The following is a 24,569-nucleotide window of genomic DNA, read 5'->3' on the forward strand; positions in this document are numbered from 1 at the left end:
CCAAGCCTGTCAGCCAACCTCGGCAACGGGCTGGAAACCAGGGGATGTCGGGCCGTGAACGAGCTGTTTCCGCAGTTGAAAGGCCTCCTATCCAAGGGAAAACTTTTCCTTGTAGTTATGAATACGGTCGAGTACAGTCGCATCCCATGCGAGATGGAACGGTTGTGGATGCTGTCACAGCAGCGCTGATCGCCGAAGGCACCGAGGTGGTCTTCGCACTGATGGGAGACGGAAACCTGGATCTGCTCACCAAGGTCTCGATGACCGGGCGGATCAAACTGGTGCACGCCTGCCACGAGCAGGGCGCGGTCGCGATGGCCGACGGCTACGCCCGGTTCTCCGGCAAGCCCGGAGTCGCGAGCGTGACCCACGGCCCCGGGCTGAGCAACACGGCCACGTCGCTGCTGACCGCGGTGGCCGCCCGCTCGCCCGTCGTGCTCATCGCCCCCGACACGCCGACCGGAGACCTGAACCATCCGCAGCGGTTCGACCAGCAGGCGTTCATCCGGTCCACGGGCGCCATGTTCCGGCCGCTCCACCGGCCCGGCACGGTGCACGCCGACACCGGCGCGGTGTTCCGGCACGTCCGGTACGGCAAGGGCCCCGCGGTGCTGAACGCCCCCACCGACGTCCTGCTCGCCCCGGTGCCCCCGGACACCGAGCCCTACAAGCCGGCCGACGAGCCGCCGGCGGGCCCGGCACCGGATCCCACGGCCGTGGACGCGGCCGTGGCGGCGCTCACCGCCGCGCGCAGGCCGGTGATCCTCGTCGGCCGCGGCGTGCCGCCGGGCGCCGGCGCCGAGCCGGTCGGCGAGCTCGCCGACCTGCTGGGGGCGCCGATCACGACCTCGCTCAAGGCCAAGGGCCTGCTCGCCCGCCATCCTCGCAGCCTCGGCGTGGCCGGCGGGCTCGGCACCCGGGCCGCCTCCCGCGCGCTGGCCGCCGCCGACTGCGTTCTCGTGCTGGGCGCCACCGCGAACCAGTGGACCACCGACGGCGGCCTGACCGGGGGCGTGATCGTGCACGTCGATCACGACGCCGAGGCGATGGGCCGGCACTCGCGGCCGGACGTCTCCGTCGTCGGTGACGCCGTCAAGACCGCGGCCGTCCTGCGTGACCGGCTGGCCGCCGCCGGCCCGCGCGCCGGCTGGACGCCTCCCGCCGAGGAGAGCGCCGGGGCCTCGTCCCCGGCCGGCACGTCACCGGTCCACCCGCAGCAGGTCGTGGACGCCCTCGACGCCGCGCTGCCCGAGGAACGCCTGCTGGTCGTCGACGCCGGCCACTTCGGCTCCTACGCGCAGCAGACGCTGCGCAGCTGGGATCCCCGCCGCTACGCCTTCACGCACGACTTCGGCGCGATAGGCCAGGCCCTGGGCGTGAGCATCGGCGCGGCCTTCGCCAGGGAGGGCGAGCGGGTCACGGTGGTGCTCGGCGACGGGTGCCTGATGATGAGCCTCAACGAGCTCGCCACGGTCCGGCGTTACGGGCTGCCGCTGACCGTGGTGGTCATGAACGACGGGGGGTACGGCCAGGAGCGTCACAGCCTCAGGGCCAAGGGGTTCCCCATCGCGGAGTCCGAGCACACGTGGCCGGACATCGCGAGCATCGCCAGAGGCTTCGGGATACCCGCGCATTCCATCGGATGCGCCACGGATCTCCCCCTCCTGTCGCAGGTGCTCGCCGAGGAGACCGGGCCGGTCCTGTTCGACGTCCACATCGATCCGGACGCTCAAAACCGGGCGTTCGCCGACATAGCCGCTCGCCTGCGAGGTTCCTCGCCGGATGTTGAAGGAGAACGACGATGACGCGGACAGGCACCAGCGACGGCGGCCTCGACAGCAGAACCCCCACTCCGGCAGAGGCCTCCCGGGTCGCCAAGGCGGCGTTCATCGGGACCACGATCGAGTGGTACGACTTCTACATCTACGCGAGCACCGCGACGCTCGTGTTCGGCACCCAGTTCTTCCCCGCGATGTCCCCGGTCGCGGCGACGCTCGCCTCCTTCGCGACCATCGCGGTGGCCTTCATCGCCCGGCCGATCGGCGGCCTGATCTTCGCCCACTACGGCGACCGGGTCGGCAGGAAGACGACGCTGATCGCGTCCCTGCTGCTGATGGGCGCCAGCACGGTGCTCGTGGGCGTGCTGCCGACCTATGCCACGGCCGGCGCGCTGGCCCCGATCCTGCTCGTCGTGCTCCGCTTCGTGCAGGGCGCCGCGGTGGGCGGTGAATGGGGTGGCGCCGTGCTGATGGCGACCGAGTTCGCGCCGCCGGACCGGCGGGCGCGGCTGTCGAGCTGGGCGCAACAGGGCGTCACCGCCGGGCTCGCGCTGTCCACGGCCGTCCTGCTGGTCGTTACCCTCCTGGTCCCGCACCAGACCTACGTGGAGTGGGTCTGGCGGCTGCCCTTCCTCTCCAGCGCCGTGCTGATCGTCGTCGGGCTGGTGATGCGGCTGCGCATCGACGAGTCGCCGATCTTCGAGGCCGGCAAGAAGGCCGGCGGCACCACCGGCACCCGGCTGCCGATCGCGACCGTGCTGCGCGAGGCGCGGCGCACCGTCGCACTCGCGACCCTCGCGTACGTGACCGTGAGCGCGACCTTCTACGTCGCCTTCGTCTTCCTGCTCTCGCACGCGACCGGGCCGTTGAAGATCGATCAGGCGGCGGCGCTCACCGCGGTGCTCGTCTCGGCGGGGTCGTACAGCATCGGCCTGCGGCTGTCCGCCGGGATCGCCGACAAGCGCGGCAGGCGTACGGCGCTGCTGCTGGGGTTCGGCGGGATCCTGGTCATCGTCTTCCCCGCGATCGCCCTCATCGAGACCGGCTCGCCCATCCTGTTCGCCGTCGGCCTGGCGATTCTCGCCTTCCCCGTGGGCTGCGCCTACGCCCCGATCGGCGTCTACTTCGCCGAGCTGTTCCCCACCGCGACCCGCTATTCGGGCATCACCGCCGCCAACCAGGCCGGATCGCTGCTCGGCGCGGCGGTGGCCCCGTTCATCGCCATCGCGCTGTTCGGCGCGGTCGGGATGTACGCCGTCGGCGCCTACGTGGTGCTGGTCACCGTCATCAGCGCCGTCGCCGTGTGGATCCTCGGCGAGACCCGGCACCTGGAGCTCGAACGGTGAGCGGCTCCGCGCACGCCATCGACACCGCCGTCCGGGTGGCGAGCGAGCTGGACCTCGCGCACGTTCCCGAGCCGACGCTGCGCCGGGCCCTGCTCGTCATCGCCGACACCGTCGCGGTCGCCACCGCCGGGGCCAGGACGCCGGAGATCGCCGCGCTGGTGGCTCTCGACGAGCACGACGCGCTGGTGACCCCGGTGGATCGGGCCGGGGCGGGGCACACGGCGACGGTGCTCACGACGCCTCATCGGCGGGCGCATCCGGCGCACGCCGCGTTCATCAACGCGACCGCGGGAACCAGCCTCGAACTCGACGAGGGCATGCGGCCCACCGGCCATCCCGGGATGCACGTGATCCCCGCGGCCCTCGCGGTCGCCGAACGCGCGCACGCGACGGGCGCCGACCTCGTACGAGCGGTCCTCGCTGGGTATGAGGTCAGCAGCCGGCTCTTCCGGGCGTTCCGCCTGCGGCAGGGCGTCCACCCGCACGGGCACATCGGCGCGGTCGGCGCCGCGGTCGCCGTGGCACTTCTCGACGGGACCGATCCGGTGACGGCGGCCGAAATCGCGGCGACGAGCCCGCTGCTGTCCGTGTGGCAGTCCTGCTACGACGGCGCGACGGCGCGCAACGCCTACACCGGCCACGCCGCGCAGAGCGGCGTGCGGGCCTCCGCCCTGGCCCGAGCCGGGTTCACCGGCTCGGCCGGCGCGCTGGAGGTGGCGTTCGGCCAGGTGGCCGGCGAGCTCGCCGACGAGGCGGCGCTCACCGCGCCGCTGCGCTACGACGACCTCGGCATCACCCGCAACTACTTCAAGGTCCACAGCGCCTGCGCCCTGTCGCACAGCGCCGTGGAGGCGGGGCTGGCCCTCGCGCCCGTCCGCCCGGAGGAGATCCGCGAGGTGCTGGTCGAAACGGTGTCCGTCAACCTGAAGATCGACCGGCAGCCGGTCGCCAACGACCTGTCCGGCCGGTTCTCGCTGCAGTACGCCGTGGCGACGGCGCTCGTGCTCGGCCGCAGCGACGTGGAGGCGTTCCGCTTCCGCCCCGAGATCGCCGCCGTGGCCGAGAAGGTGCGGGTGAGCGTGCTGCCCGAGTTCGAGGCCGAATGGCCTGACTCCGCCCCGGCGCGGGTGACCGTGGTGACCGGCGGCGGATCCGCCGCCGAGACCGTACGCAACCCGCGCGGCCACCACACGCGCCCCCTCACCGAGGCCGAGCACCAGGAGAAGTTCGCCGCGCTCGTCGGCGACCGGCGGACGGCGGCGGCCTGGTGGGAGCGGCTCGGCGGGCTGCTCACGGTCTCCGACTGCGCCAGCCTCCTGGAGGCGGACCCGGACGGCGCGGGCCCGTCAGGGGGAGCGCCGTGACCAGGGCGGTGGTGAGCCTGCTGGCGATGGGCGGCACCATCGCCAACGCGCCATCGGCGGGCAGGGCCACGCCGCGCCACGGAGCCGCCGAGCTCGCCGGCCTGCTCAGGGCCCTGCCGGTCGAGCTCCGGACGGGCGACGTGCGTACCGTCTCCAGCCGGGCGGTCACGCCGGCGGACATGTGGGCGCTCGCCGAGGCCGTCCGCCGCGAGATCGCCGGCGGCGCGAACGGCGTCGTGATCACGCACGGCACGGACACGCTGGAGGAGACGGCCTACGCGCTGGCCCTGCTCGTGGACACCCCCGTCCCCGTCGTGCTCACCGGGGCCATGCGCGCGCCGCATCTGCCCGGCGCCGACGGGCAGGCCAACCTCGTCGCCGCCGTCGCCGCGGCGTTGCACGAGCCCCTGGCGCGGTACGGCCCGGTGGTGGTGTTCCAGGACGAGATCCACGTGGCCCGGCTGGTGACCAAACAGCACAGCGCCCGGGTCGCGGCTTTCGCCTCCCCGTCCGCGGGACCGGTCGGATTCGTGATCGAGAACGAGGTCGAGCTCCTGCTCGGGCCTGCGCCGGAGCCCGACCGGCTGACCGCCGCCGCTCCGCCGGACCGGAAGGTGGAGCTCGTCGTCGCGGTGGCCGGCTCCGACGGGACGCTGGTCGACGCGATCGCCGGCGACGTGGCGGGGCTCGTCGTCGCGGGCACCGGCGGCGGGCATCTCTCCCCGGCGCTGGCCGAAGCGGTCCTGCGGGTGGTGCGGTCGGGCCGGCCCGTCGTCCTGACCAGCCGCTGCGCCGACGGCCCGATCCTGCGGCGGACCTACGGCGGCCCCGGGTCGGAGACGCACCTGCTCGGCGAGGGCGTGCTCGCGGCGCGGATCCTGTCGCCGGCCAAGGCCCGGCTCCGGCTGCTCTTCGGCCTGTCCGCCGGCCTGCCCGCCGAGGACCTCTTCCCTCCCCGTACGTACCCCACCACGCCGCCTGGCGGTGAAGGAGCTGATCGTGACCGGAACGCGTGACTTCGTCGGATACGGCCAGAATCCGCCGGAGTTCACCTGGCCGAACGGCGCCCGGCTCGCCGTCAACTTCGTGGTCAACTACGAGGAGGGCGCGGAGCGCAACGCGCTCGACGGCGACACCACCCGCGAGACCCTGGTCGAGGCGAAGTACGACGTCCCCGACGGCGAGCGCGAGCTCTTCGCCGAGTCGACCTTCGAGTACGGCAGCCGGGTCGGGATCTGGCGGCTGCTCCAGGCGCTGGACGACCACGGTGTCGTCCCCACCGTGTTCGCCTCGGCCCTCGCGCTGGAGCGCAACGCGCCCGTGACCGAGGCGATCGTCCAGCGGGGCTGCGACGTGGTCGGGCACGGCTACCGGTGGATCCCGCACACCGGCATGACCGTGGATCAGGAACGCCGCAACATCGAGGACTGCGTCGCCGCGCTGGAGCGCCTCACCGGGCGACCGGTCAAGGGCTGGTTCACCCGGCCGCCCAACACCGTGCACACCCGCGCGCTGCTGGCGCGGGCCGGGCTCGTCTACGACGCCGGGTCGGTCAGCGACGACCTGCCCTACTGGGACGAGGTCGACGGGCGGCCGTTCCTCATCGTCCCCTATTCGCTGGACGTCAACGACACCAAGTTCTACAAGGGACAGTTCTTCACGGCCGACGACTTCGCCCGGTATGCCATCGACTGCTTCGACGTCCTGCTGGCGGAGAGCGCGCGCCATCCGCGGATGATGTCGATCGGGCTCCACCCGCGGATCATCGGACGCCCCGCCCGGCTGGCGGGCCTGCTCCGGGTGCTCGACCGGATCAGCGCGCGCGACGACGTCTGGATCACCGGACGGGACGCCATCGCCGCCTTCTGGCAGGACCGCTTCCCTCCTGCCGAGAGCGGGACCTGAGCGCGGGCGGAGCCGGGCGGCCACCGGTCCCGGCAGGAGGGCGCGCGGTCAGGACGTCACACCCACCAGGTGCTGGTGCACACTCCCGCGCTTCCGCCGAGGCCGGGCTGCTTAGTGCAGGCCTTGTAGCCGTAACCGGTGCGCGCCCTGTGCGCGTCGCTGTAGGTCGTGTTCTTGATCGCCCGCCACCCCGAGCTGGTCCACTTCCCCGTCTTCGGGTTGTAGACCGACAGCCAGAGCGAATTGCCGTTCGCGCCGGAGTTCTTGGGGACACGGGCCCAGAAGTAGCGGTTCGAGCCCCACTTGCCCACCCGCAGCTGCAGCGTGTACTTCTTCTTGGCGACGGCGACCGTCTTCTCGTACACGTTGCTCACCGCGGTGGCGGCCGTCGGCGCGGCCGAGTTCCAGTCGCCCGCCGCCGACGCGGACGCGCCCGTGACGCCCAGGGCCGATGCCCCCATGACCGCGGCTCCGACGAAGGCCGTCGTCCGCAAGATGTGCCAGTCGCATGGTGCCCTCTCATATGGTGCCGACGCACTGTCTGACGAGGGACGCTAGTGAGGCGCGGTATGCCGGCGGTATGGCCTAGTAGATGAGCTCGTAGGCGTCCGGCTGAACCCTCTGGGTACGCGCCCAGTACTCGAAGGTGAAGCCCGGCCAGATCGTCCGGTTCACTCCGTGCTCGTCCAGATACCAGGACGAGCAGCCGCCCGCGTTCCACACCAGGGGGTCGAGCCGCTCGTGCAGGGCGCGGTTGAACGAGCGCTGCGCCTCCGGCCTGACGTCCAGCGCCCTGGCCTGGGTTCTGGCGAGCAGGCGCAGGCAGTTCATGACGTAGCGGACCTGCGACTCGATCATGAACACGACCGAGTTGTGCCCGAGCCCCGTGTTGGGGCCGAGCAGGAAGAACAGGTTGGGGAAGCCGGCGGTCGCGATCCCGTAGTACGCCTCCACGCCGTCCTGCCAGGCGTCCTGGAGCTTGCGGCCGCCCCGGCCGACGATCCGCTGCTCGGCCAGCGCGTCCACGACCTTGAAGCCGGTGCCGTAGACGATGGCGTCCACCTCGTGCTCCGCGCCGGACGCGGTCACGATCGAGTGCGGCCTGATCTCCTTGATCGGGTCGGTGACGAGCGAGACGTTGTCCCGGTTCAGGGCCGGGTAGTAGTCGCTGGAGATGAGGATGCGCTTGCAGCCGATCAGGTAGCCGGGCGTCAGGTCGCGGCGCAGCGCGGGGTCGGGGACCTGGGCCTTCAGGTGGTTGAGCGCGAGCCTCTCGTGGACCTTCATCAGGCGGGGATCGACGGCGAAGCCGAGCGCCCTGGACTCCAGCGCCCAGTAGAGCCCGTCGCGCAGGGTCCTGGCCATCCCCGGCAGCCGCAGGACGCGCCGCATGGCGGGCGGGATGGCGAAGTCGGGCTTGGGGTGGACCCACGGGGGCGTGCGCTGGAAGACGGTCAGCTCGGCGACGTCGGGGGCGAGCTGGGGGATGAACTGGACGGCGGACGCGCCGGTGCCGACGACGGCCACGCGCTTGCCGGTCAGGTCGGCCGAGTGGTCCCATTCGGCGGAGTGGAAGGCGGGGCCGCGGAAGCTCTCCCGCCCCTCAATTTCAGGAAATTTCGGGATATGGAGGGCGCCGATGCCCGAGATCACGGCCTTCGCCCGCAGGGCCTCGCCGTCCTCCAGGGCGATCGACCAGTCGCGCCGCTCGTCGTCGTACTCCAGGGCCGTGACGCGCTTGCCGAACCGGAAATGAGGGGTGAGGCCGTACTTGGCGGCGCAGGCGCGCAGGTAGTCCCAGATCTCCTCCTGCGGGGCGAACATCCGTGACCAGCCGGGGTTGAGCTCGTACGAGAAGCTGTACATGTGCGAGGGCACGTCGCACGCGCAACCGGGATAGGTGTTGTCCCGCCAGGTGCCGCCCAGCTCGGGGGCCTTCTCCAGGATGACGAAGTCGTGATACCCGGCTTCCTTCAGCTTGATGGCCATGCCGATCCCGGCGAAGCCGGAACCGATGATCACTATCCCTGGCTCAGACACGTGACCTCCGGGAGTGCGCACTTATTGGACGCTGGGTCTAATGTAAGAAGCGCCTCCCGCTGCCGTCCAGGGTGAAACCTGTCACATTTGGACATCCCCCCAGGGAACGGCGAAAACCCGCCACGGTGGTCCGTAGCGGGTGTGGCCTCCTGGCGGCTACTGCAGCAGCAGGAAGGCGGCGACGCCGATGATCGCGATCGCGAGGACGACGGCGATGATCGGGAGCAGGGGCGACTTCTTGGGCTTGGCCGCGGCGGCCTCCTGCTCGCGCGCGCTCGCGAACGCGCGGAAAGCCTGGGTGTTGCCCGCCGGGTCGATATGCTGGTCAGACATGGTCAGCAGCCTAGCGTGAGCTCCTGCCGCATTTGCACGATTTCGTGGGATCTGTTGGCATGGGCTGATTAGGGGACCACTCCACCCGGCGGATAGCTTTGAAGCATGCTCAGGACCCTGTTCTCCCCACGCGTCATGGGGCTGCACCTGCTGACGCTCGGGGTCCTGGTGGCGTTCATCCTGCTGGGGCGCTGGCAGCTCGGCGTCTTCCAGGATTCCGGGAAGCCGCACACCGCCGTGGATCCCGAGCCTGTCGCGGTCGCGACGCTGGCTCCGGTGGGCGCGCAGATGAGCGGCGAGGTGGTGGGCCGCAGGGTCACCGCGGAAGGCTCCTACGAGGCCGGCCGCCAGCTCCTGGTGGCCGACCGGCGGGCCGACGTCGACGCCCCGGGCGGCAATGTCTCGCGCGACCACGGCTACTGGGTGCTCACGCCGCTGAGGCTCGACGACGGCACGCTGATGCCGGTCGTGCGGGGCTGGACGGCCAAGGCCGGCGACCCCGCGGCTGAGGCCGTGCCGGAGGGCCGGGTCTCGGTGGCCGGGCGGCTACGGCCGCAGCAGGGCACCGACAGCGTGCAGCGGCGCACGGAGGGCCTGCCGGCCGGGCAGGTGCAGACGGTCTCCACGGGCGAGCTGGTCAACCTGTGGACCGGGCAGAAGGTGCGCACCGGATTTGTGGTGGCGGAGCCGCCGTCGGGCGCGCTGGCCCCGGTCAAGGTCGCGCCGCCGGTCGTGGGCGGCACACTTACCTGGCGTAATCTCGCTTACGCCGCCAACTGGTGGATCTTTGCTGGATTCGCCGTCTTCATGTGGTTCCACTTCGTCCGCGATGCCGTACGAAGCGACCGGGACCGCGGCAAGTCGTCCCCTGAGATGGTTCTGGAAGGTTAACGGTGGAATCGGCTCTGAAGCCCTTCCGGGTGCTCGCGTACGTGGTCGGCGTCATGCTGCTCGTGCTCTGCGTCGCCATGGTGCTGCGTTACGGTTTCGGCAACGCGGAGATGTCCAAGATCATCGCCCCCATCCACGGCGGGCTCTACATGATCTATCTGATCGCGGTCATGAACCTGGGCATGAAAGCACGCTGGAGCTGGCCGTACATGCTCGGCGTCATGCTCGGCGGCACGGTGCCGTTCCTGTCCTTCTACGTCGAGCGCAGGGTGACCCAGCGCGTGCAGACGGAGCAGGCCGCGGCGGAGGCCTGACAGCGGCCTCCGCCGCGCGAGCTCAGCGGCCGAGGCCGCGCCTGCGGGCTCGCTTGAGCCGCTCGCGCTGCGACGGGTCGAGCATCAGGTAACCGACCACCGGGGCTCCGACCACGCCGAGGATGACCAGCAGGGTGATCCATCCGGTTCCGAAGAAGATCAGCGAGAGCAACACGGCGGCGCCTGCGCCAATGGCGTACTTCTGGACTGGCGACATCCTCAACTTCCTCCGAACGCGGAGCGCACGCCCCGCCTCAACCACATTCTGCGTCGCCGGTCCAACGAACGAACCCATGGCTCTGGTTCCACAACGCGATGTATCGCAATTGTTGTGCAAAATGCGCGGCGTCTCACGGCCGTTCGCCGGTGATCGCGCGCAGGTCCCTGCGCAGCTCGTCGATGGTGGGCCGGTCGATCGGGTGGCCCGAGAGCAGCCGGAACAGCACGGGGGCCAGCGCCCCCGCCCGGGTGAGCGGCGCGCCCGGCGCGGGCGGGACGCCCTCGACGGCGGTGAAGAGCGTGGCACCCAGCGACCACAGGTCGGCGGCCAGGGTCTGGGCGCCCTCCGGGGCCGTGTAGGCGGGCAGCGTCCCCGTGCGCAGCAGCGGCAGCAGCCGCGTCCCCGTGCCGATCATGATGTTGCCCGGCTGCACCCCGCCGTGGAACTCCCCGGCCGCTTCCAACTGGTCGATCACGGCCAGCCCGATCGCGGCCACCCGGGCGGGCGGCAGCGGCCCTGACGCCGCCAGGACGGCGTCCAGGGAGCGGTCCACGGCCAGCCGTTCGAGCGTCTCGCGCACCACCGCGTCCGGCGGCGGCCCCGCGGGGTGCAGCATCGCCCGCAGCAGCGCTCTGAGCGGGTCGGCGCCCTCGGCGGGCACCTGGCCCGGCGGGCGGCCCTCCACGGCGAAGTGCAGCGTGGCGGCCAGCGACCACAGATCGGCCGACGGCAGCATGCTGAGGCTCGGGAACCCGAACCCGCTCAGCATCGCCCGGCCCGTCGTGGTGAGCAGGACGTTGCCGGGGTCCACCCGGCCGTGCACGATCCCCGCCGCGTGCGCCGCCGACAGCGCGGACAGCAGGCAGACCCCCACCCTGGCCGCCTGCGCGAGAGGCAGCGGCCGGCGCGAGCGCACGGTCTGCTCCAGCGACGCCCCCGAGACGAACTCCATGACCAGCCACGGCGTCCCGTCCTCGACCACCACGTCGAGCACCTGCACGATCAGGGGATGCCGCAGCCCGGCCGCCCTGCGCGCCGCCTGCAGCGCCACCTCGCGCAGCTCGGCGGGGACGCGCAGCTCCCTGACCGCGACGTCACGGTGTCCGGACTCGTCGAAGGCCAGGCGTACGGACCCCGCGCCCAGGGGGTTGAGCAGCCGGTAGCGGCCGGCCAGCTTCCTGGTCTCTGCCATGTCGAGGTGCACGATAGCGCCCGTCCGCCGCCGAGACCATCACGCCGCCATCACACTGGGTCGCCGGCCAGCCAGGCTTCGTGAGCGTCGTGCAGCCTGCCCCAGAGCTTGTCCTTCTCAGCGGCGCTCACGTCGTCGAGCGGCAGCCGGAATATGTCCTCCAGCGCCGCGTAGTAGTCGCGCGCGCTGCTCAGGGTGACCGAGCTGGCGCCGTGCCCGATCCGCGACAGCTGGAGCCCGCGCAGGGTGTCCACGCCGTACGCGTCGCGCCGCTGGATGGTGGCCACGCGCACGAAGCCGGACGTCGGCGAGGTGGTCAGGTGCCGATGCATCTCGGTGAACGCCGACATGCCGGTAGGAGCCAGGCCGAAGTCCATGCCTTCGAACGAACCACTTGGATCGTGGACGAACCGCCAGCCGCCGGGCGCGATCTCGGAAGGGCGCAGGACGTACGTGAAGGGGCCCTGCGTGTACGTGCCCGCGACCAGCGGGAGCGGCTCGTGCAGGGCGTCGCCGAGCCCGAGGTCCACCAGCCACTCGCCGCCGGGGTTGTCCTCGGAGGGCAGGCCGCGGGCGGTGAGCACCAGGTGGTTGGCGGTGATGCCGGGCTCGCCGCCCCGGCTCTGCACGCCGCCGACGTGCCTGGTCACGTCGTACCCGAGCGCTCGGGCCAGCTCGGAGAAGGCGCCGTTGAGGTGGTAGCAGTAGCCGCCGCGGCCCCGGATGATGCGCCCGGCCGACTCGGCGGGATCGACGGTCGTGGCTCGGCCGAGCCAGATCTCCAGCGCCTCGTAGGGGACCTGCTCGACGTGGGCGACATGCAGCGCCCGCAGGTTCTCCGCGCTGGTGGGGGCGTCGAGCAGCTTGGGCAGACCGAGGCGGTGGAGGTATGCGGCTGTGTTCACCCCGACAAGTCTGCACTGTATGTGCACAAATTTAGGAGTGTCGTCTGCACAGCGCGCTTCTAGTCTTTCGTACGTGGCAGAGCAGCGACGCATCCTCGTGGTCGAGGACGATACGACGATCGCCTTGGCCGTACGGAACAGGCTGGCCGCCGAGGGCTTCGACGTCAGGGTGGCAGGCGACGGGCACGACGCCCTGATCCAGTACGGCAAGGCGGATCCGGACCTGGTGATCCTCGACCGCCTGCTGCCCGGGCTGGACGGGCTGGAGGTGTGCCGCCGGATGCAGGCGGCCAGGCCGGTGCCCGTTCTCATGCTGACGGCGCTCGGCGAGGAGACCGACGTGCTGGTGGGGCTCGGGGTGGGGGCCGACGACTACCTGGCCAAGCCGTTCAGCATGCGCGAGCTCGTGGCCAGGATCCACGCGCTGCTGCGCAGGGTCGAGCGCGCCTCGCAGCTCGCGGTCGAGGACACGGTGATCAGGGTGGGCGAGGTCGAGATCGACACGGCCGCCCGCCGGGTGTTCGTGCGGGGCATCGAGGCGCAGCTCACCAGGACCGAGTTCGACCTGCTGCGCCGCCTGGCCGAGCGGCCCGGGCAGGTCTTCGAGCGCGACCGGCTGCTGTCCGACGTGTGGGGTTTCTCCGAGGCGGCGGCGACCAGGACCGTGGACAGCCACGTCCGCGCGCTGCGCCGCAAGCTGGGCTCCGACGTGGTGCGCACGGTGCACGGGGTCGGCTACGCCCTGGTGCGAAGATGAGGCCCCTCGACTTCCTCGGCCGGATCAAGGTCAAGCTCGGGATCGTGATCGTGCTGGCCGTGGGCACGGCGTTCGTGGTGAACGAGGTCGGCATCAACTCCGGCCTCTCCCGCGAGACCCGGATCGCGGTCGCCGTCGTCCTGGCGCTGATCATGGTGCAGCTCCTGGCCATGGGGATGACCAAGCCGCTGCGCCAGATGGCCCGCGCGGCGCAGACGATCGCCAAGGGCCGTTACACCCTGCGGGTGAGCGCCACCTCGCGGGACGAGGTGGGCGAGCTGGCCAGGGCGTTCAACGCGATGGCGGCCGACCTCGGCGAGGTGGACAGGCAGCGGCGCGAGCTCGTCGCGAACGTCAGCCACGAGCTGCGCACCCCCATCACCGGCCTGCGCGCGGTCCTGGAGAACGTCGTGGACGGCGTCTCCGCCCCCGACCCCGTCACCATGCGGACCGCGCTCGCCCAGACCGAGCGCCTCGGCCGCCTCGTGGCCCAGCTGCTCGACCTGTCGCGGCTGGACTCCGGCGTGCGGCTGATCGAGCCGGAGTCCATAGAGCTGGGGCCGCTGGTCGATCAGGCGGTCCGCGAGGCGGCGCTGGCCCGCGAGGACGTGGTGATCCGGGCCGCGGTCCCCGCCGACCTGGCGGTGTGCGCCGACCCCGACCTGCTCGCGCAGGTCCTGGCGAACCTCCTCGACAACGCGGTACGGCACAGCCCGCCCGACGGCGTGGTGACCGTGAGCTGCGTCGCGGACGGGGACGGGATGCGGCTGACCGTCGGCGACCAGGGCCCGGGGATCCCGGTGCCGTCCAGGGGGCGCGTGTTCGAGCGCTTCTCCCGGCTGGACGCGGGCCGGGCGGCCGACTCGGGGGGCGCCGGGCTGGGGCTGGCCATCGTGAAGGAGATCGTCGAACTGCACGGGGGTTCCATCCGCATCGACGACTGCGCGGGATGCCGCATGGTGGTCGATCTACCAGGGAGGACGACGATGACGGACACGCCGCTGGAGGGCGAGCGGAGAACGGTGGAGGAGGCTCGCCTGGAGCAGGTGGCCCCGGCCGCCCCGGCCGCCCCGGTCTCCCTGGTCTCCCCGGCCGCCTCGGTCGCGCCGGTCGAGGACGTCGTTCCGGCTCAGGGCGACGCCGTCCCGGCGCGGGGCGCCGTCCCGGCTCAGGGTGAGGCGGCCCGGGTCCCGGGTGACGCCGGGGCCGAGCCGCCGGCGGCGGGGAGTCTGGCCGTGGCGGGCACGCGGGAGGCCGAGGACGTCCGCGCGGCACTGGAGGCGCTCGTGACCGGCGCCACGATGGCGGACGGGGACGCCGCTCAGGAGGGTGAAGGCGAGCGCAGGAGCGTCACGGCCTCACCGGCGGCCGTGCCCACCGCGGCGGCCTCAGGGCCCGCCGCAGGGCCCGCCGCGGTGTCGGCCGTAGCGCCTGCCTCGGGGCCAACCTCAGCGTCTGCCGCAGCGTCCGCCTCAGGGCCCGCGGACGTGCCAGGGGCGAGCGTCCCGACGGCCGCCACGGGGGTGATCGTGCCGGGGAACGCGGCTCCTGCGCCGGTCGCGGGGAGAGCCGGGCCCGGATACCCGTCCTCGGGCGGGAGCCTGGGCAGGATGATCGCGGGCGGCGTGATCGGGCTGATGGTCGGCTTCCTGGTGGGCATGTTCGCGGCCGTGCTCGCCAGCGTGACCGTGGGTGACGGGATGGCGCTCTTCACGTTCGTCGCGTGCGTATCGGTCATGGGCGCGACCGGGGTGGCGCTGGGCGCGGGATCCGGGCGGCGGGCCGCGACGGTGGCCTACCAGGGCGGGCAGGGAGCCGCGCCGTATCAGGGTGGCGCGCCGTACCAAGGGCAAGGGGCCGGTCCGCAGCAGGGGCCGGGACACGGGCCGGGGTTCGGGCCGGGGCAGCAGGGGCCGCCGCCGCGGTACGTGCCGCCGCCGCTCTTCCCGCGCCCCGAGCTGCCGGATCCGCCGCGCTGGCTACTGCCCGCGGCGGCCGGGGCCGGCGTGTTCGCCGCGGTGGCCCTGCCGGACGCGCAGGTCGGGCTGGGGATCGTGCTGGTCACGATGGTGCTGGGCGCCGCCGCGCTGCCCGCCGTGCTGCGGCGGATGACACCGTGGACGGTGGCGTTCGGGGTGACGGCGTACCTGCTGATCTCCATGGCGGCGGTCCGCGACGCCGACTGGCTGGTCGCGATCCTGCTCGTGGCGGGGGCCGCGCTGGGGGCGCTGGCCGTGTCGGGAGCGGGCGCGGGCTGGCTGGGCGTGATCAGGGGCGGCGTGTCCGTGCTGCTCGCGATGGGACCCGTACCGTGGTTCCTGGGCCAGCCCATGAAGAGGCTGACGGCCCGGCGGCGCATCATGCCGATGCTGGCCGCAGTGGGCATCACGGCGGTGCTGCTGCTGGTGTTCGGGCTGCTGTTCGTCTCGGCGGACGCGGTGTTCGCCTCCTACCTGGAACGCGTGACCACGGCGCCGGAGTGGGCGGAGTCCGTGCCGGCGCGGATCATCCTGTTCGTGCTCTTCGCCGCCCTGCTGGCCGCCGTGGTGCTGGTCGCGCTCAGGCCGGTGATCGACCCCGTGGGCCCGGAGACTAAGTTCACCGTCAGCAGGAGCGTGTGGCTGCTGCCGCTGACGGCGGTGAACCTGCTGTTCGCCTCGTTCGTGGCGGTGCAGATCACCGCGCTGTTCGGCGGCAACACGTGGGTGCTCAGGACGGCGGGGCTGACCTACGCCGAGTACGCCAGGCAGGGCTTCTTCCAGCTCGTGGTGGTCAGCGTGTTCGTGCTGGGCATCGTCGCGGTCGCCGCCGGGCTGCTCAGGGTCGAGCGGCGCGAGCGCTGGCTGCTGGCCGGGCTGCTCGGCGTGCTGTGCGGGCTGACCATGGTGGTGCTGGCCTCGGCCATGCACCGGATGAACCTCTACACCGACGCCTACGGCCTGTCCAGGCTGCGGCTGTCCGTGCAGGCCACGGTCTGCTGGCTGGGCGCGCTGTTCGCGCTGGTGCTGATCGCCGGCGCGGTCAGGTTCACGGGGCGCGGGTCCGGCTGGCTGCCGCGGACGATCGTCCTGGTCACCGGGCTCGGGCTGGCCTCGTTCGCCATCGTGAACCCGGACCTCCAGGTCGCCTACACCCAGGTGGAGGTGCGCGGCGTGCACAAGATGGACTCCGACTACCTGGGCGACCTCGGCGCGGAGGCGGTGCCCGCGCTGGACCGGCTGCCGGAGCCGCAGCGCAGCTGCGTGCTCGCCGACGTGATCAGGACGAACGGGCTGAACCGCCCCGACCCGTGGAATGGCTGGAACCTGGCCCGATCCCAGGCCCGCGCCCTGCTGGCGGAGCGGCCCGTCCTCTCCTCGGCCCGGTGCGACCCGGAGACCTCCCGCGGCTCTGATTGAATCCTGGGGTGAGGTTCGACGTAGTCATCAGCGGCGGCAGGGTGATCGACGGAACGGGCGCGCCACCGTACCGGGCGGATGTGGGGATCACCGGCGATCGGATCGAGGCGGTCGGCAGGCTCGGCGGCGCGGCGGCCGGGAGCGTGGTCGACGCGACCGGGAGGCTGGTCGCGCCCGGGTTCGTGGACTGCCACGCGCACGGTGACGCGGCCGTCTTCGACCCGGGCGTGCAGCGGGCGGCGCTCCGGCAGGGGGTGACCACGTTCGTGCTGGGACAGGACGGCCTGTCCTTCGCGCCGGGGTCCGCCGCCACGGTCGCCTACGCCTCGCGCTACTTCGCCGCCGTCAACGGAGCCAGCCCGGCCGGTCAGACGCCGTCCGACGGTCCGGTGAGCGTGGGGGAGCTGCTCGACGGCTACGACCGCGCGGTGGCGCTGAACACGGCGTACCTGCTGCCCCACGGCACCATCCGCTACGACGTCATGGGCCCCTCGCCCGACGCGGCCGCGCGCGACGACCTCGCCGGCATGCTGCGGCACGTCGAGCGGGGGCTGTCCGAGGGTGCCGTCGGGCTGTCGAGCGGGCTCGAATACCTGCCGGGCCGCTACGCCGACGCCGAGGAGCTGGCCGCGCTGTGCCGGCCGCTCGGCGGCCTCCCCTACGTCACCCACATGCGGGCCTACGGAGCCCAGGCCAAGGTGGGCATGGCGGAGGTCGTGGACATCGCCGAGCGCTCCGGCGCCGCCGTGCACGTCTCGCATCTGCACGGCCCGGCCCCCGTGCTGCTGCCGCTGGTCGAGGACGCGCTCGGCAAGGGCGTGGACCTCACCTTCGACACCTACCCCTACCTGCGCGGCAACACGATCCTGGCGATGATCGTGCTGCCGCCGTCGGTGCCGGGCGCGGAGACCGACCTCGCGCTGGAGATGATCGCCTCGCGGGAGCTGGACGACTGGTGGCCGACGCTGGCCGGCACGTGGCCGCGCCTGACCATCTCGCACGCGCCCGGGCTGGCGTGGGCCGAGGGCCTGACCATGGTGGCCGCGGCCGAGCGGGCGGGGGTCGAGCCGGCCGAGTTCTGCCGCCGCCTCCTGACGGAGACGCGCCTGGAGGCGGGCGTCGTCTCCGCCCGTCCCGACGAGGGCCCCGAGGGCGAGGAGTCCGTACGCCGGATGCTCCGCCACCCTTCCCACACCGGCGGCTCCGACGGCATCTACGTGGGCGGGCATCCGCATCCGCGCGGTTTCGGGGCATTCGCCAGGTTCCTCGGCCGGCACGTCAGAGAGCTGTTCGACTGGACCTGGGAGCAGGCGGCGGTGCACCTGGCCTCGCATCCGGCCCGGCGCTTCGGCCTGGTGGACCGGGGGCTGCTGAGGGGCGGCTTCGCGGCGGACGTGGTGGTGATCGACCCCGTCACGGTGGCCGACCAGGCGACCTACGCGGCTCCGCGCACGCTCGCGACCGGGATCGACGACGTGTTCGTGTCGGGCGTCCGGGTGCTGGCCGGGGGAGAGCTGACGGGCGCGACTCCGGGGCGCGCACTCCGATCTTGATCATCAATCGGTTGAGATAAGGTCGGACGCGGACAAACGGGGGGTGCTGTGCAGGCGATTCTCGGCCAGTCGGTGTTCGACGGCGGGCTCGGCTTTCCGCTGATGGTGGTGCACAGGGACGCGCTGGAGCACAACGTCGCGACGATGGCGGCGTTCGTCCGCGATCACGGCATGGAGCTGGCGCCGCACGCCAAGACCCACATGTCCGCCGAGATCTCCGCACTCCAGCTCGAAGCGGGTGCCTGGGGGCTCACCGTGGCCACGACCCGGCAGGCCGAGGTGGTCAGAGGGTTCGGGGCGGGTCGGATCATGGTGGCCAACCAGATCGTCGATCCCGCCGGGCTCGCCTGGGCGGCCGGCGAGCTGGCCCGCGACCCCGGCTTCGAGCTCCTGAGCTTCGTCGACTCCGAGGCCGGGATCGACATCCTGGCCCGCCATGCCGGGCCGCGGCCGTTCCGGGTGCTGGCGGAGCTGGGGCACGAAGGCGGCAGGGCCGGCTGCCGGACGCTCGACGAGCTGCTGAAGGTCGTCTCCTACGCCCAGGAGACGCCGGGGGTCGAGCTCGCCGGGATCGCCGGCTACGAGGGCGCGCTGAAGACCGCGGAAGAGGTCAGGAGCTATCTGGGCGCGTTGCAGGAGGCCGTCGAGTACGTCCGGGTCAAGAGCCCCATTCTGACCGTCGGCGGCAGCCAGTGGTTCGACGTGATCGGCAGGGAGCTCGTCGCCACCCAGGCCAGGATCCTGCTGCGCAGCGGCGCCTACGTCACCCACGACGACGGCTACTACCGCGAGCGGACGCCGTTCAACCGGATCGAGGGCGAGCTGCGGCCCGCGCTGGAGGTGTGGGGGCATGTGCTGTCCACGCCCGAGCCGGGGCTGGCGGTCGTCGGCATCGGCAAGCGGGACGCCCCCTACGACGAGGGGCTGCCGATCCCGCGGCGCGACGGCGTGACGATCACGAAGATGCAGGACCAGCACACCGTCGTGCGCGCCGACGGGCTCAGGCCTGGTGACCTGCTCGCATTCGGCATCTCCCATCCCTGCACCGCTTTCGACAAGTGGCGCGTGCTGCCGCTGGTGGACCGGGACTACCGTGTCGTAGGCACGATAACCACCAATTTCTAGGGAGATTTCGTGAAAAAGGAGCTCAGGACCACCGAGGGCGCCGCTCCGGTCGGCGCGTACTCGCAGGGTCTCGTGGTGGGCGACTTCGTCTACACCTCGGGCATGGGGCCGCTCGACCCGCACACCGGCGAGATCGTCGGTGACGACGTGGCCACCCAGACGCACCAGGTCATGCGCAACCTCGGCGCCATCCTCGCCGCGCACGGCCTCGGGTTCGACGACGTGGTCAAGTCCACGGTGCACCTGCAGCACCTCCAGCGGGACTTCGCCGCGTACAACGAGGTGTACAAGAGCTATTTCAACCAGCCTTACCCGGTGCGCACCACCGTGGGCTCCGAGCTGATGAACATCCTGGTGGAGATCGACTTCGTCGCGCACAAGAGCGCTTAAGGTCAGGCTGTGGACAGTTCGGTGTACGTCTTCGCCGAGGACCTGCGCGGTGAGGGCGTCGAGCGGGTGCTCGACAGGATCAGCGGGTACGGCGTGTCCGGCGTCACCGTCGGCGCCGTGCACCACGCCTCCCGAGACGTCACCCCGCACGGGCTGTCCCGGCTGACCGTCCGCCACGACGGGGCGCACTTCACCCCGCCGCCCGACCTGTTCGCCGGGCTCCGGCTGTCACCGGTGCCCGGCTATCCGACCGCTCTCGACGGGCTCCGCGAAGCTTGTGCGAAGCGGTCCATGAAGCTCCACGGATGGACGGTCTTCCTGCGCAACGCGACGATCGGCACCGAGCATCCGGACGTGACCGTACGCGACTGCTTCGGCGACCGCGGCTCGCTCACCGACCTGTGCCCCGCCCATCCGGACGTGCGCGACTACGCGGTCGCGCTGGCCAGGGCGGTGGCCAGGCTCGGGGTCGACAGTGTCGTGGCGGAGTCGCTGCACTTCAGGCCGCTCAAGCCGCAGCGCTCGTTCGTGCCGCTCGGGCCGATGGACGCCTACCTGTTCGGGCTCTGCTTCTGCGACTACTGCATGCGCCGGGCGACCGACCTGGGCGTGGACGCCGAGCTCGCGCGCGACGAGTGCGCGCGGATCGTGGGCGGCGTGTTCGACGGCGACCCGGCCGCGCAGGGAGAGGTGACCAGGGCGGCGCTGACCGCGTACGCGGGGCCGGACGTCGTGGCCTACGCGCGGGCGCGCTCGGAGACCGTGACCACGCTGGTGTCCGAGGTGGCTTCGGCGGTGGCCGAAGAGGGCTCCAAGCTGGTGTTCATCGACTCGACCGGGGCGGTCAAGGGCTACACCGACGGGCTGCCGACGCCCGGGCTGGCCGCGCACGACGCCTGGCAGCTCGGGGTCGACCTGGTGGCGCTGGGGGACCTCGTGCCCGCCTTCGGGGTGCTGGCCTACGCGCGTGACGCGGCCAGGGTGGCCGACGACGTGGGGGCCTACCTGCGGTCCGTGGGCAAGGACCGCGAGGTCAGGGCGGTGCTGCGGCCCGGCTATCCCGACAGCGACTCCATCGACCGGCTGGTCGCCAAGGTACGGGCGGCCAAGGCCGCGGGGGCGCTGGCGGTCGACTTCTACGCCTACGGGCTGGTGCCCCACCCGGTGCTGGAACGCATCCCGGAAGCACTGTCCGAGACCCCCTGAACGCCGGCCTCTGAACGCCGACGCAAGGCGGCCGATCGGAGGCGGGTCGGATGCCGTCGAGGAGCGGCTGGTAGGCGGCGGGTCAGATGCCGTCGAGGAGCGCGGCGACGGCCTCGGCGGCGAAGTCGTCCGTCAGGCGCAGGCCCCTGAACACCGTCCGCATCCAGACCGCCCCGGCCAGCAGATCGACGATCAGCATCGGGTCGGCCGACGCCTTGAGCTCGCCCCGGCGTACCGCGCGATCGAAGATCTCCCGCTCCCGCGCGAACCTGTCGGCGAAGAAGCGGTGCGCGTCCAGCTCGGGATGGCGGACGGCGGCGCCGAGCGCGGCCACGGCGATGTCGCTGCTCGGCGGCTCGGTGAGCAGCCGCTGGATACCTTCGACCAGCTCCACCAGGTCGCCGCGCAGGCTGCCCGTGTCGGGCGGCTCGAAGCCCAGCACGTCGGCCTCCACCAGCGCCGCTCCGAGCAGCGCGGCCTTCGAGGGCCACCAGCGGTAGATCGTCGTCTTGTTGACGCCCGAGCGCTCGGCGACCCCCTCGACGGTCAGGCCGTCGTAGCCCTTCTCCGCGACCAGCCGAAGCGTCGCATCGAAGATCTCCTGCTGCTTCCTCGGCGCCATAAGGCTCATTTTCTCCCGGCGAACGCCGTGGCCACGCCGAGACCCAGGTAGACGACGCCGCTGACGTACCGCAGGGTTCTGACCTTCCTGACGAGGCGGGTGGCGAGGGCGCCGGCGGTGAGCGCGTACACGATGTCCGAGGCCAGGCCCAGGAGCAGCAGCGTCAAGCCGAACAGCACCACCTGGAGTGCGGGCGAGCCCGCACCCGGGTCCACGAACTGCGGCAGGAACGCCAGGAAGAACAGCGCCACCTTGGGGTTCAGCACGTTGACGAGCACGCCTTCGAGGAAGACCTTGCGCAGCGGCTGCGGCGGGGGCGCCACCCCGTCCTCCTGTTTGCCGGTGAAGGCCCGGATCCCCAGATAGACGAGGTACGCGACGCCCGCCCACTTCACGACCGCGAACAGCGTCGCCGAGGTCGAGATCACGTACGACAGGCCCGCGGCGGCGGCCGCGATGTGCACGAGCGTGCCGGCCTCCACGCCGAACGCGCTGGCCAGACCGGCCGCCCGCCCCTGGGCCAGCCCTCTGGCGGTGATGTAGAGGTGGTTCGGGCCCGGGATCAGCACCAACGCCAGCGAGGCGGTCACGAACCAGGCGAAAGTCATTGGAGGAATCATGAATCAGCAGCGTAAAATGGCTTTGGTATGTCGAAGAAGGCCAATAGTGGGTCAATTTCCCGGACCAATCGGATGTCGGTGGAGCGTGGCATAGTTTCCTGCGTGAACGGTCTTCTCGTCGGGCGCTCTGCTGAGCTGGCCAGACTCGTGCGGGTGCTCCGCTCCGCCGCCGAGGGCACGGCCGGGGTGGCGCTCGTCGGCGGGGATGCCGGGATCGGCAAGACCCGGCTGACCACGGAGCTGGTCTCCGAGGCGCGCGAGCGCGGCTTCAACGTGATGGTCGGCCAGTGCGCCGAGCTCGGTGACGCGCTGCCCTACCTGCCGCTGGCCGACGCGCTGCGGGGCGCGGAGCCCGCCGTGCGCGAGGCCGCCGCCGCCCATCCCATGCTGGGCCAGCTGCTGCCCGGCACGGAGAGCGCCCCGTCCACCGGCCTGACCCAGCAGCGGCTCTTCGGCTCGCTGCTCGGGCTGCTCGCCGACGTGCAGCCGGTGCTGTTCGTGATCGAGGACCTGCACTGGGCCGACCGGTCCACCCGCGACCTGCTGGTCTTCCTCAGCCGCATGGTGCAGACCGAGCGGGTCTGCGTGGTCGGCACCTACCGCACCGACGACCTGCACCGCCGCCATCCGCTGCGCTCGGTGCTGGCCGAGCTGAAGCGCCTGCCCACGGTGACGAACGTGGAGCTGGGGCCACTGGACTCCGGCGACATGTCCGACTACATCGCCACGTTGGGGCGGGTCGACGCTCAGGAGCTCGGCCTCATCGTGTCCCGCGCCGACGGCAACCCCTTCTACGCGGAAGAGCTGTTCGCGGCCATGGCCGAGGGCGACAGCCTGCCCGACGGGCTGGCCAGCCTGCTCATGTCCAGGGTCGAGGTCCTGTCCGAGGCGGGGCAGCGGGTGCTGCGCGCCGCCGCCGTGGCGGGGCGCAGGGTGGAGGACGAGCTGCTGCGCGAGGTGTCGGGGCTGCCGCTGGCGGAGTTCGAGGAGGCGGTCAGGGAGATCGTCTCGCGCGGCCTGCTCAGGGTCGACGGCTACGGCTACGCCTTCCGCCACGCGCTCCTTCAGGAGGCGGTCTACACCGACCTGCTGCCCGGTGAGCGCACCCGCCTGCACGCCGCGTTCGCCCGCCTGCTCACCGCTCCGGCCGAGCTGGCCCACCACTATCTCGCCGGCCACGACCTGGCGGGGGCGCTGACGGCCTCCGCGCAGGCGGGCCGGCTGGCCGAGCGGCTCGGCGCGCCCGCCGAGGCCCACAGCCACTACGACCAGGCGCTCAGCCTGTGGGAGCGGGTGCCCGACGCGGCCGAGCGGGCCGGGGAGAGCCGGGCGGAGCTGGCCTTCCGCAGCGCCGTCATGGCGGCCGACAGCGGCGACAACCACCGTGCGATCACCCAGCTCCGCGCTCTGCCGCAGGCGTCCGAGGTCGACGAGCGGCTCGCCTACTACCTCTGGGAGGCCGACGACCCGGCCGGGGCGATGGCGGCGGCGCAGCGCGCGGTCGAGACCGCGCCTGACGAGCCCGCGCTGGCCCGCGCCCTGGCCACCCAGGCCCGCACGCTGCTGTGGAGCGCCCGGCACCACGAGGTGGAAGACCTCACCGCCAGGGCGCTGGAGACAGCCCGCGCGGCCGGGGCCAAGGACGCCGAGGTGGGCGCGCTGCTCACGCTGGCCACCTACGTCGAGCACCGGGGCGACGTGCACAGAGCCCACGAGCTGGTCGAGACCGCCTCCGCCGAGGGCACCGGCGACCTGGCCATGGACCTGCGGGCCCGCTTCCACCACGCCCGGATCCACTACGAGCAGGGCCTGCTCGCCCAGGCGGCCGAGGTGGCCGACGAAGGCATCAAGCTGGCCGTCGAGACGGGGCTCAACTGGAGCACCTACGGCACCGACCTGCGGTTCCTGCGCTTCCTTGTCCACTACGTCGCGGGCGAGTGGGATGAGGCGGAGGTGGTCGCGGCCGGGTTCGGGGCGCGGGTGGGCACGCTGCCCGAGGCGATCCTGTCGTCGTTCGCGCTGTTCATCGAGGTGGGGCGCGACCTGCCCGCGGTGGGGGCGCGGCTGAGCTGGCTGCGGCCGTTCTGGTCCGACGAGCTGGCCGTCTACATGTCCAGGGGCCTCGCCGCCGAGCACGCGCTGTGGCACGGCGATCCGGCGGCGGCGCTCGACCACGTCCACGCGGCCATGGCGCCGCTGGTCGAGGGCGATGCGAGCACGCTGCGGCTGGTCTCCGTCGGGCTGTGGGCGCTGGCCGAGCTGGGCACCACCAAGGGCGCCGACGAGCTGATGGCCCGTGCCCGCCTCGCGGTCGACTCCGGGCCCACCGGCGAGCGCGGCCACCTGGGGCCCGAGGGGGTGGCCTGGGCGTTGCGGGCCGAGGCGGAGTGGCATCGCGTCCACGGGCGGCTCGACGTGGACCTGTGGCGGCGGGTGGTGACGGCGTTCGGTTTCGGGTTCGTCTACGAGGAGGCGCGCGCCCGCTGGCGGCTGTCCGAGGCGCTGCTGGCGGCCGGCGAGCGCGGCGCGGCGCAGGTCGAGTGGGAGCTGGCCAGGGAGACGGCGGGCAAGCTGCGGGCGACGCCGCTGGAGAGCGCGCTGGCCGAGTTC

At 72.2% G+C, this 24,569-nt stretch carries 22 protein-coding genes; 14 read left to right on the plus strand and 8 right to left on the minus strand.

The window, feature by feature from the left end; genetic code table 11:
- Positions 1-164 precede the first annotated feature (164 nt).
- Genes ETD85_RS19275 through ETD85_RS19295 form a run of 5 tightly spaced genes read left to right on the plus strand, consistent with a single transcriptional unit; the run spans position 165 to position 6,393 of the window.
- Positions 165-1,805, plus strand: coding sequence for a thiamine pyrophosphate-binding protein (locus ETD85_RS19275; RefSeq protein WP_170246745.1), 1,641 nt, complete (start codon positions 165-167; stop codon positions 1,803-1,805).
- Complete coding sequence (locus tag ETD85_RS19280) at positions 1,802-3,124, plus strand: MFS transporter (RefSeq protein WP_138691122.1); 1,323 nt, start codon at positions 1,802-1,804, stop codon at positions 3,122-3,124. The genes ETD85_RS19275 and ETD85_RS19280 overlap by 4 nt, the downstream gene beginning before the upstream one ends.
- Positions 3,121-4,488 (plus strand): MmgE/PrpD family protein, encoded by a 1,368-nt coding sequence (locus ETD85_RS19285; RefSeq protein ID WP_170246746.1) that lies wholly within the window; start codon positions 3,121-3,123, stop codon positions 4,486-4,488. The genes ETD85_RS19280 and ETD85_RS19285 overlap by 4 nt, the downstream gene beginning before the upstream one ends.
- Positions 4,485-5,504, plus strand: a complete 1,020-nt coding sequence (locus ETD85_RS19290) for an asparaginase (RefSeq protein ID WP_138691124.1) — start codon at positions 4,485-4,487, stop codon at positions 5,502-5,504. Before ETD85_RS19285 ends, ETD85_RS19290 begins: the two co-directional genes overlap by 4 nt.
- Positions 5,488-6,393 carry a polysaccharide deacetylase family protein gene (locus tag ETD85_RS19295; protein ID WP_138691125.1) on the plus strand — a complete coding sequence of 302 codons (906 nt, stop codon included), beginning with the start codon at positions 5,488-5,490 and terminating at the stop codon, positions 6,391-6,393. The genes ETD85_RS19290 and ETD85_RS19295 overlap by 17 nt, the downstream gene beginning before the upstream one ends.
- Before the next feature lie 56 nt (positions 6,394-6,449).
- On the opposite strand, the gene ETD85_RS19300 is transcribed toward ETD85_RS19295, so the two are convergent.
- The 3 genes from ETD85_RS19300 to ETD85_RS63185 all read right to left on the minus strand — a co-directional run bounded on the left by ETD85_RS19300 (position 6,450) and on the right by ETD85_RS63185 (position 8,766).
- Complete coding sequence (locus tag ETD85_RS19300; protein ID WP_138691126.1) at positions 6,450-6,854, minus strand: hypothetical protein; 405 nt, start codon at positions 6,852-6,854, stop codon at positions 6,450-6,452.
- 124 nt (positions 6,855-6,978) lie between these two features.
- Positions 6,979-8,433, minus strand: a complete 1,455-nt coding sequence (locus ETD85_RS19305) for a flavin-containing monooxygenase (RefSeq protein ID WP_138691127.1) — start codon at positions 8,431-8,433, stop codon at positions 6,979-6,981.
- 156 nt (positions 8,434-8,589) lie between these two features.
- Positions 8,590-8,766, minus strand: coding sequence for a hypothetical protein (locus tag ETD85_RS63185; protein WP_170246747.1), 177 nt, complete (start codon positions 8,764-8,766; stop codon positions 8,590-8,592).
- A gap of 105 nt (positions 8,767-8,871) precedes the next feature.
- On the opposite strand from ETD85_RS63185, the gene ETD85_RS19310 reads away from it, so the two are divergent.
- Together ETD85_RS19310 and ETD85_RS19315 are read left to right on the plus strand one after the other, a co-directional pair.
- Complete coding sequence (locus tag ETD85_RS19310; RefSeq protein WP_170246748.1) at positions 8,872-9,657, plus strand: SURF1 family protein; 786 nt, start codon at positions 8,872-8,874, stop codon at positions 9,655-9,657.
- 2 nt (positions 9,658-9,659) lie between these two features.
- Positions 9,660-9,971: a DUF3817 domain-containing protein gene (locus tag ETD85_RS19315; protein ID WP_138691128.1), complete on the plus strand. Its 312-nt coding sequence runs from the start codon at positions 9,660-9,662 to the stop codon at positions 9,969-9,971.
- 22 nt (positions 9,972-9,993) lie between these two features.
- Here ETD85_RS19315 and ETD85_RS19320 read toward each other — a convergent pair whose 3' ends face one another.
- From ETD85_RS19320 to ETD85_RS19330, 3 genes are all read right to left on the minus strand, one after another.
- Positions 9,994-10,188 carry a hypothetical protein gene (locus tag ETD85_RS19320; protein WP_138691129.1) on the minus strand — a complete coding sequence of 65 codons (195 nt, stop codon included), beginning with the start codon at positions 10,186-10,188 and terminating at the stop codon, positions 9,994-9,996.
- 133 nt (positions 10,189-10,321) lie between these two features.
- Positions 10,322-11,383, minus strand: a complete 1,062-nt coding sequence (locus tag ETD85_RS19325; RefSeq protein ID WP_138691130.1) for a protein kinase domain-containing protein — start codon at positions 11,381-11,383, stop codon at positions 10,322-10,324.
- Positions 11,384-11,433: 50 nt separating this feature from the next.
- On the minus strand, positions 11,434-12,288 hold the full coding sequence (locus ETD85_RS19330; protein ID WP_206058407.1) for an arylamine N-acetyltransferase family protein: 855 nt from the start codon (positions 12,286-12,288) through the stop codon (positions 11,434-11,436).
- 73 nt (positions 12,289-12,361) lie between these two features.
- Between ETD85_RS19330 and ETD85_RS19335 the strand changes: the two genes are divergently transcribed.
- From ETD85_RS19335 to ETD85_RS19360, 6 genes are read left to right on the plus strand one after another with little or no spacing between them, the layout of a single operon-like run.
- Positions 12,362-13,045 (plus strand): response regulator transcription factor, encoded by a 684-nt coding sequence (locus ETD85_RS19335; protein WP_276617232.1) that lies wholly within the window; start codon positions 12,362-12,364, stop codon positions 13,043-13,045.
- Positions 13,042-16,443, plus strand: coding sequence for a DUF4153 domain-containing protein (locus ETD85_RS19340; RefSeq protein WP_138691133.1), 3,402 nt, complete (start codon positions 13,042-13,044; stop codon positions 16,441-16,443). Before ETD85_RS19335 ends, ETD85_RS19340 begins: the two co-directional genes overlap by 4 nt.
- 8 nt (positions 16,444-16,451) lie before the next feature.
- Entirely contained in the window at positions 16,452-17,996 is a 1,545-nt protein-coding gene (locus tag ETD85_RS19345) for an N-acyl-D-amino-acid deacylase family protein (RefSeq protein ID WP_138691134.1), read from the plus strand.
- Between the two features lie 48 nt (positions 17,997-18,044).
- The gene (locus tag ETD85_RS19350; RefSeq protein WP_240779243.1) at positions 18,045-19,121 is read left to right on the plus strand and encodes an alanine racemase; all 1,077 of its coding nucleotides are present in this window, start codon (positions 18,045-18,047) and stop codon (positions 19,119-19,121) included.
- 9 nt (positions 19,122-19,130) lie between these two features.
- Positions 19,131-19,511: a RidA family protein gene (locus ETD85_RS19355; protein ID WP_138691135.1), complete on the plus strand. Its 381-nt coding sequence runs from the start codon at positions 19,131-19,133 to the stop codon at positions 19,509-19,511.
- Positions 19,512-19,520: 9 nt separating this feature from the next.
- On the plus strand, positions 19,521-20,717 hold the full coding sequence (locus ETD85_RS19360; RefSeq protein ID WP_138691136.1) for a hypothetical protein: 1,197 nt from the start codon (positions 19,521-19,523) through the stop codon (positions 20,715-20,717).
- Positions 20,718-20,799: 82 nt separating this feature from the next.
- On the opposite strand, the gene ETD85_RS19365 is transcribed toward ETD85_RS19360, so the two are convergent.
- Positions 20,800-21,339, minus strand: a complete 540-nt coding sequence (locus ETD85_RS19365; RefSeq protein ID WP_138691137.1) for a TetR/AcrR family transcriptional regulator — start codon at positions 21,337-21,339, stop codon at positions 20,800-20,802.
- A gap of 5 nt (positions 21,340-21,344) precedes the next feature.
- Positions 21,345-21,947 (minus strand): LysE family translocator, encoded by a 603-nt coding sequence (locus ETD85_RS19370; RefSeq protein WP_240779244.1) that lies wholly within the window; start codon positions 21,945-21,947, stop codon positions 21,345-21,347.
- A 114-nt stretch (positions 21,948-22,061) separates the two neighbouring features.
- Here ETD85_RS19370 and ETD85_RS19375 point away from each other — a divergent pair.
- Positions 22,062-24,569, plus strand: a 2,508-nt coding sequence (locus ETD85_RS19375) for an ATP-binding protein (RefSeq protein WP_240779245.1), incomplete at its 3' end; no start/stop codon positions are given.

Origin of the sequence: Nonomuraea zeae, from assembly GCF_005889725.1 — a bacterium.
GTDB classification, from domain to species: domain Bacteria; phylum Actinomycetota; class Actinomycetes; order Streptosporangiales; family Streptosporangiaceae; genus Nonomuraea; species Nonomuraea zeae.

Bases quoted from the DNA above. Each gene is read 5' to 3' on its own strand.
- ETD85_RS19300 (WP_138691126.1), bottom strand. From the start codon at position 6,854: ATGGGGGCATCGGCCCTGGGCGTCACGGGCGCGTCCGCGTCGGCGGCG.
- ETD85_RS19320 (WP_138691129.1), bottom strand. From the start codon at position 10,188: ATGTCGCCAGTCCAGAAGTACGCCATTGGCGCAGGCGCCGCCGTGTTG.
- ETD85_RS19365 (WP_138691137.1), bottom strand. From the start codon at position 21,339: ATGGCGCCGAGGAAGCAGCAGGAGATCTTCGATGCGACGCTTCGGCTG.
- ETD85_RS19340 (WP_138691133.1), top strand. From the start codon at position 13,042: ATGAGGCCCCTCGACTTCCTCGGCCGGATCAAGGTCAAGCTCGGGATC.
- ETD85_RS63185 (WP_170246747.1), bottom strand. From the start codon at position 8,766: ATGTCTGACCAGCATATCGACCCGGCGGGCAACACCCAGGCTTTCCGC.
- ETD85_RS19310 (WP_170246748.1), top strand. From the start codon at position 8,872: ATGCTCAGGACCCTGTTCTCCCCACGCGTCATGGGGCTGCACCTGCTG.
- ETD85_RS19325 (WP_138691130.1), bottom strand. From the start codon at position 11,383: ATGGCAGAGACCAGGAAGCTGGCCGGCCGCTACCGGCTGCTCAACCCC.
- ETD85_RS19370 (WP_240779244.1), bottom strand. From the start codon at position 21,947: ATGACTTTCGCCTGGTTCGTGACCGCCTCGCTGGCGTTGGTGCTGATC.
- ETD85_RS19280 (WP_138691122.1), top strand. From the start codon at position 1,802: ATGACGCGGACAGGCACCAGCGACGGCGGCCTCGACAGCAGAACCCCC.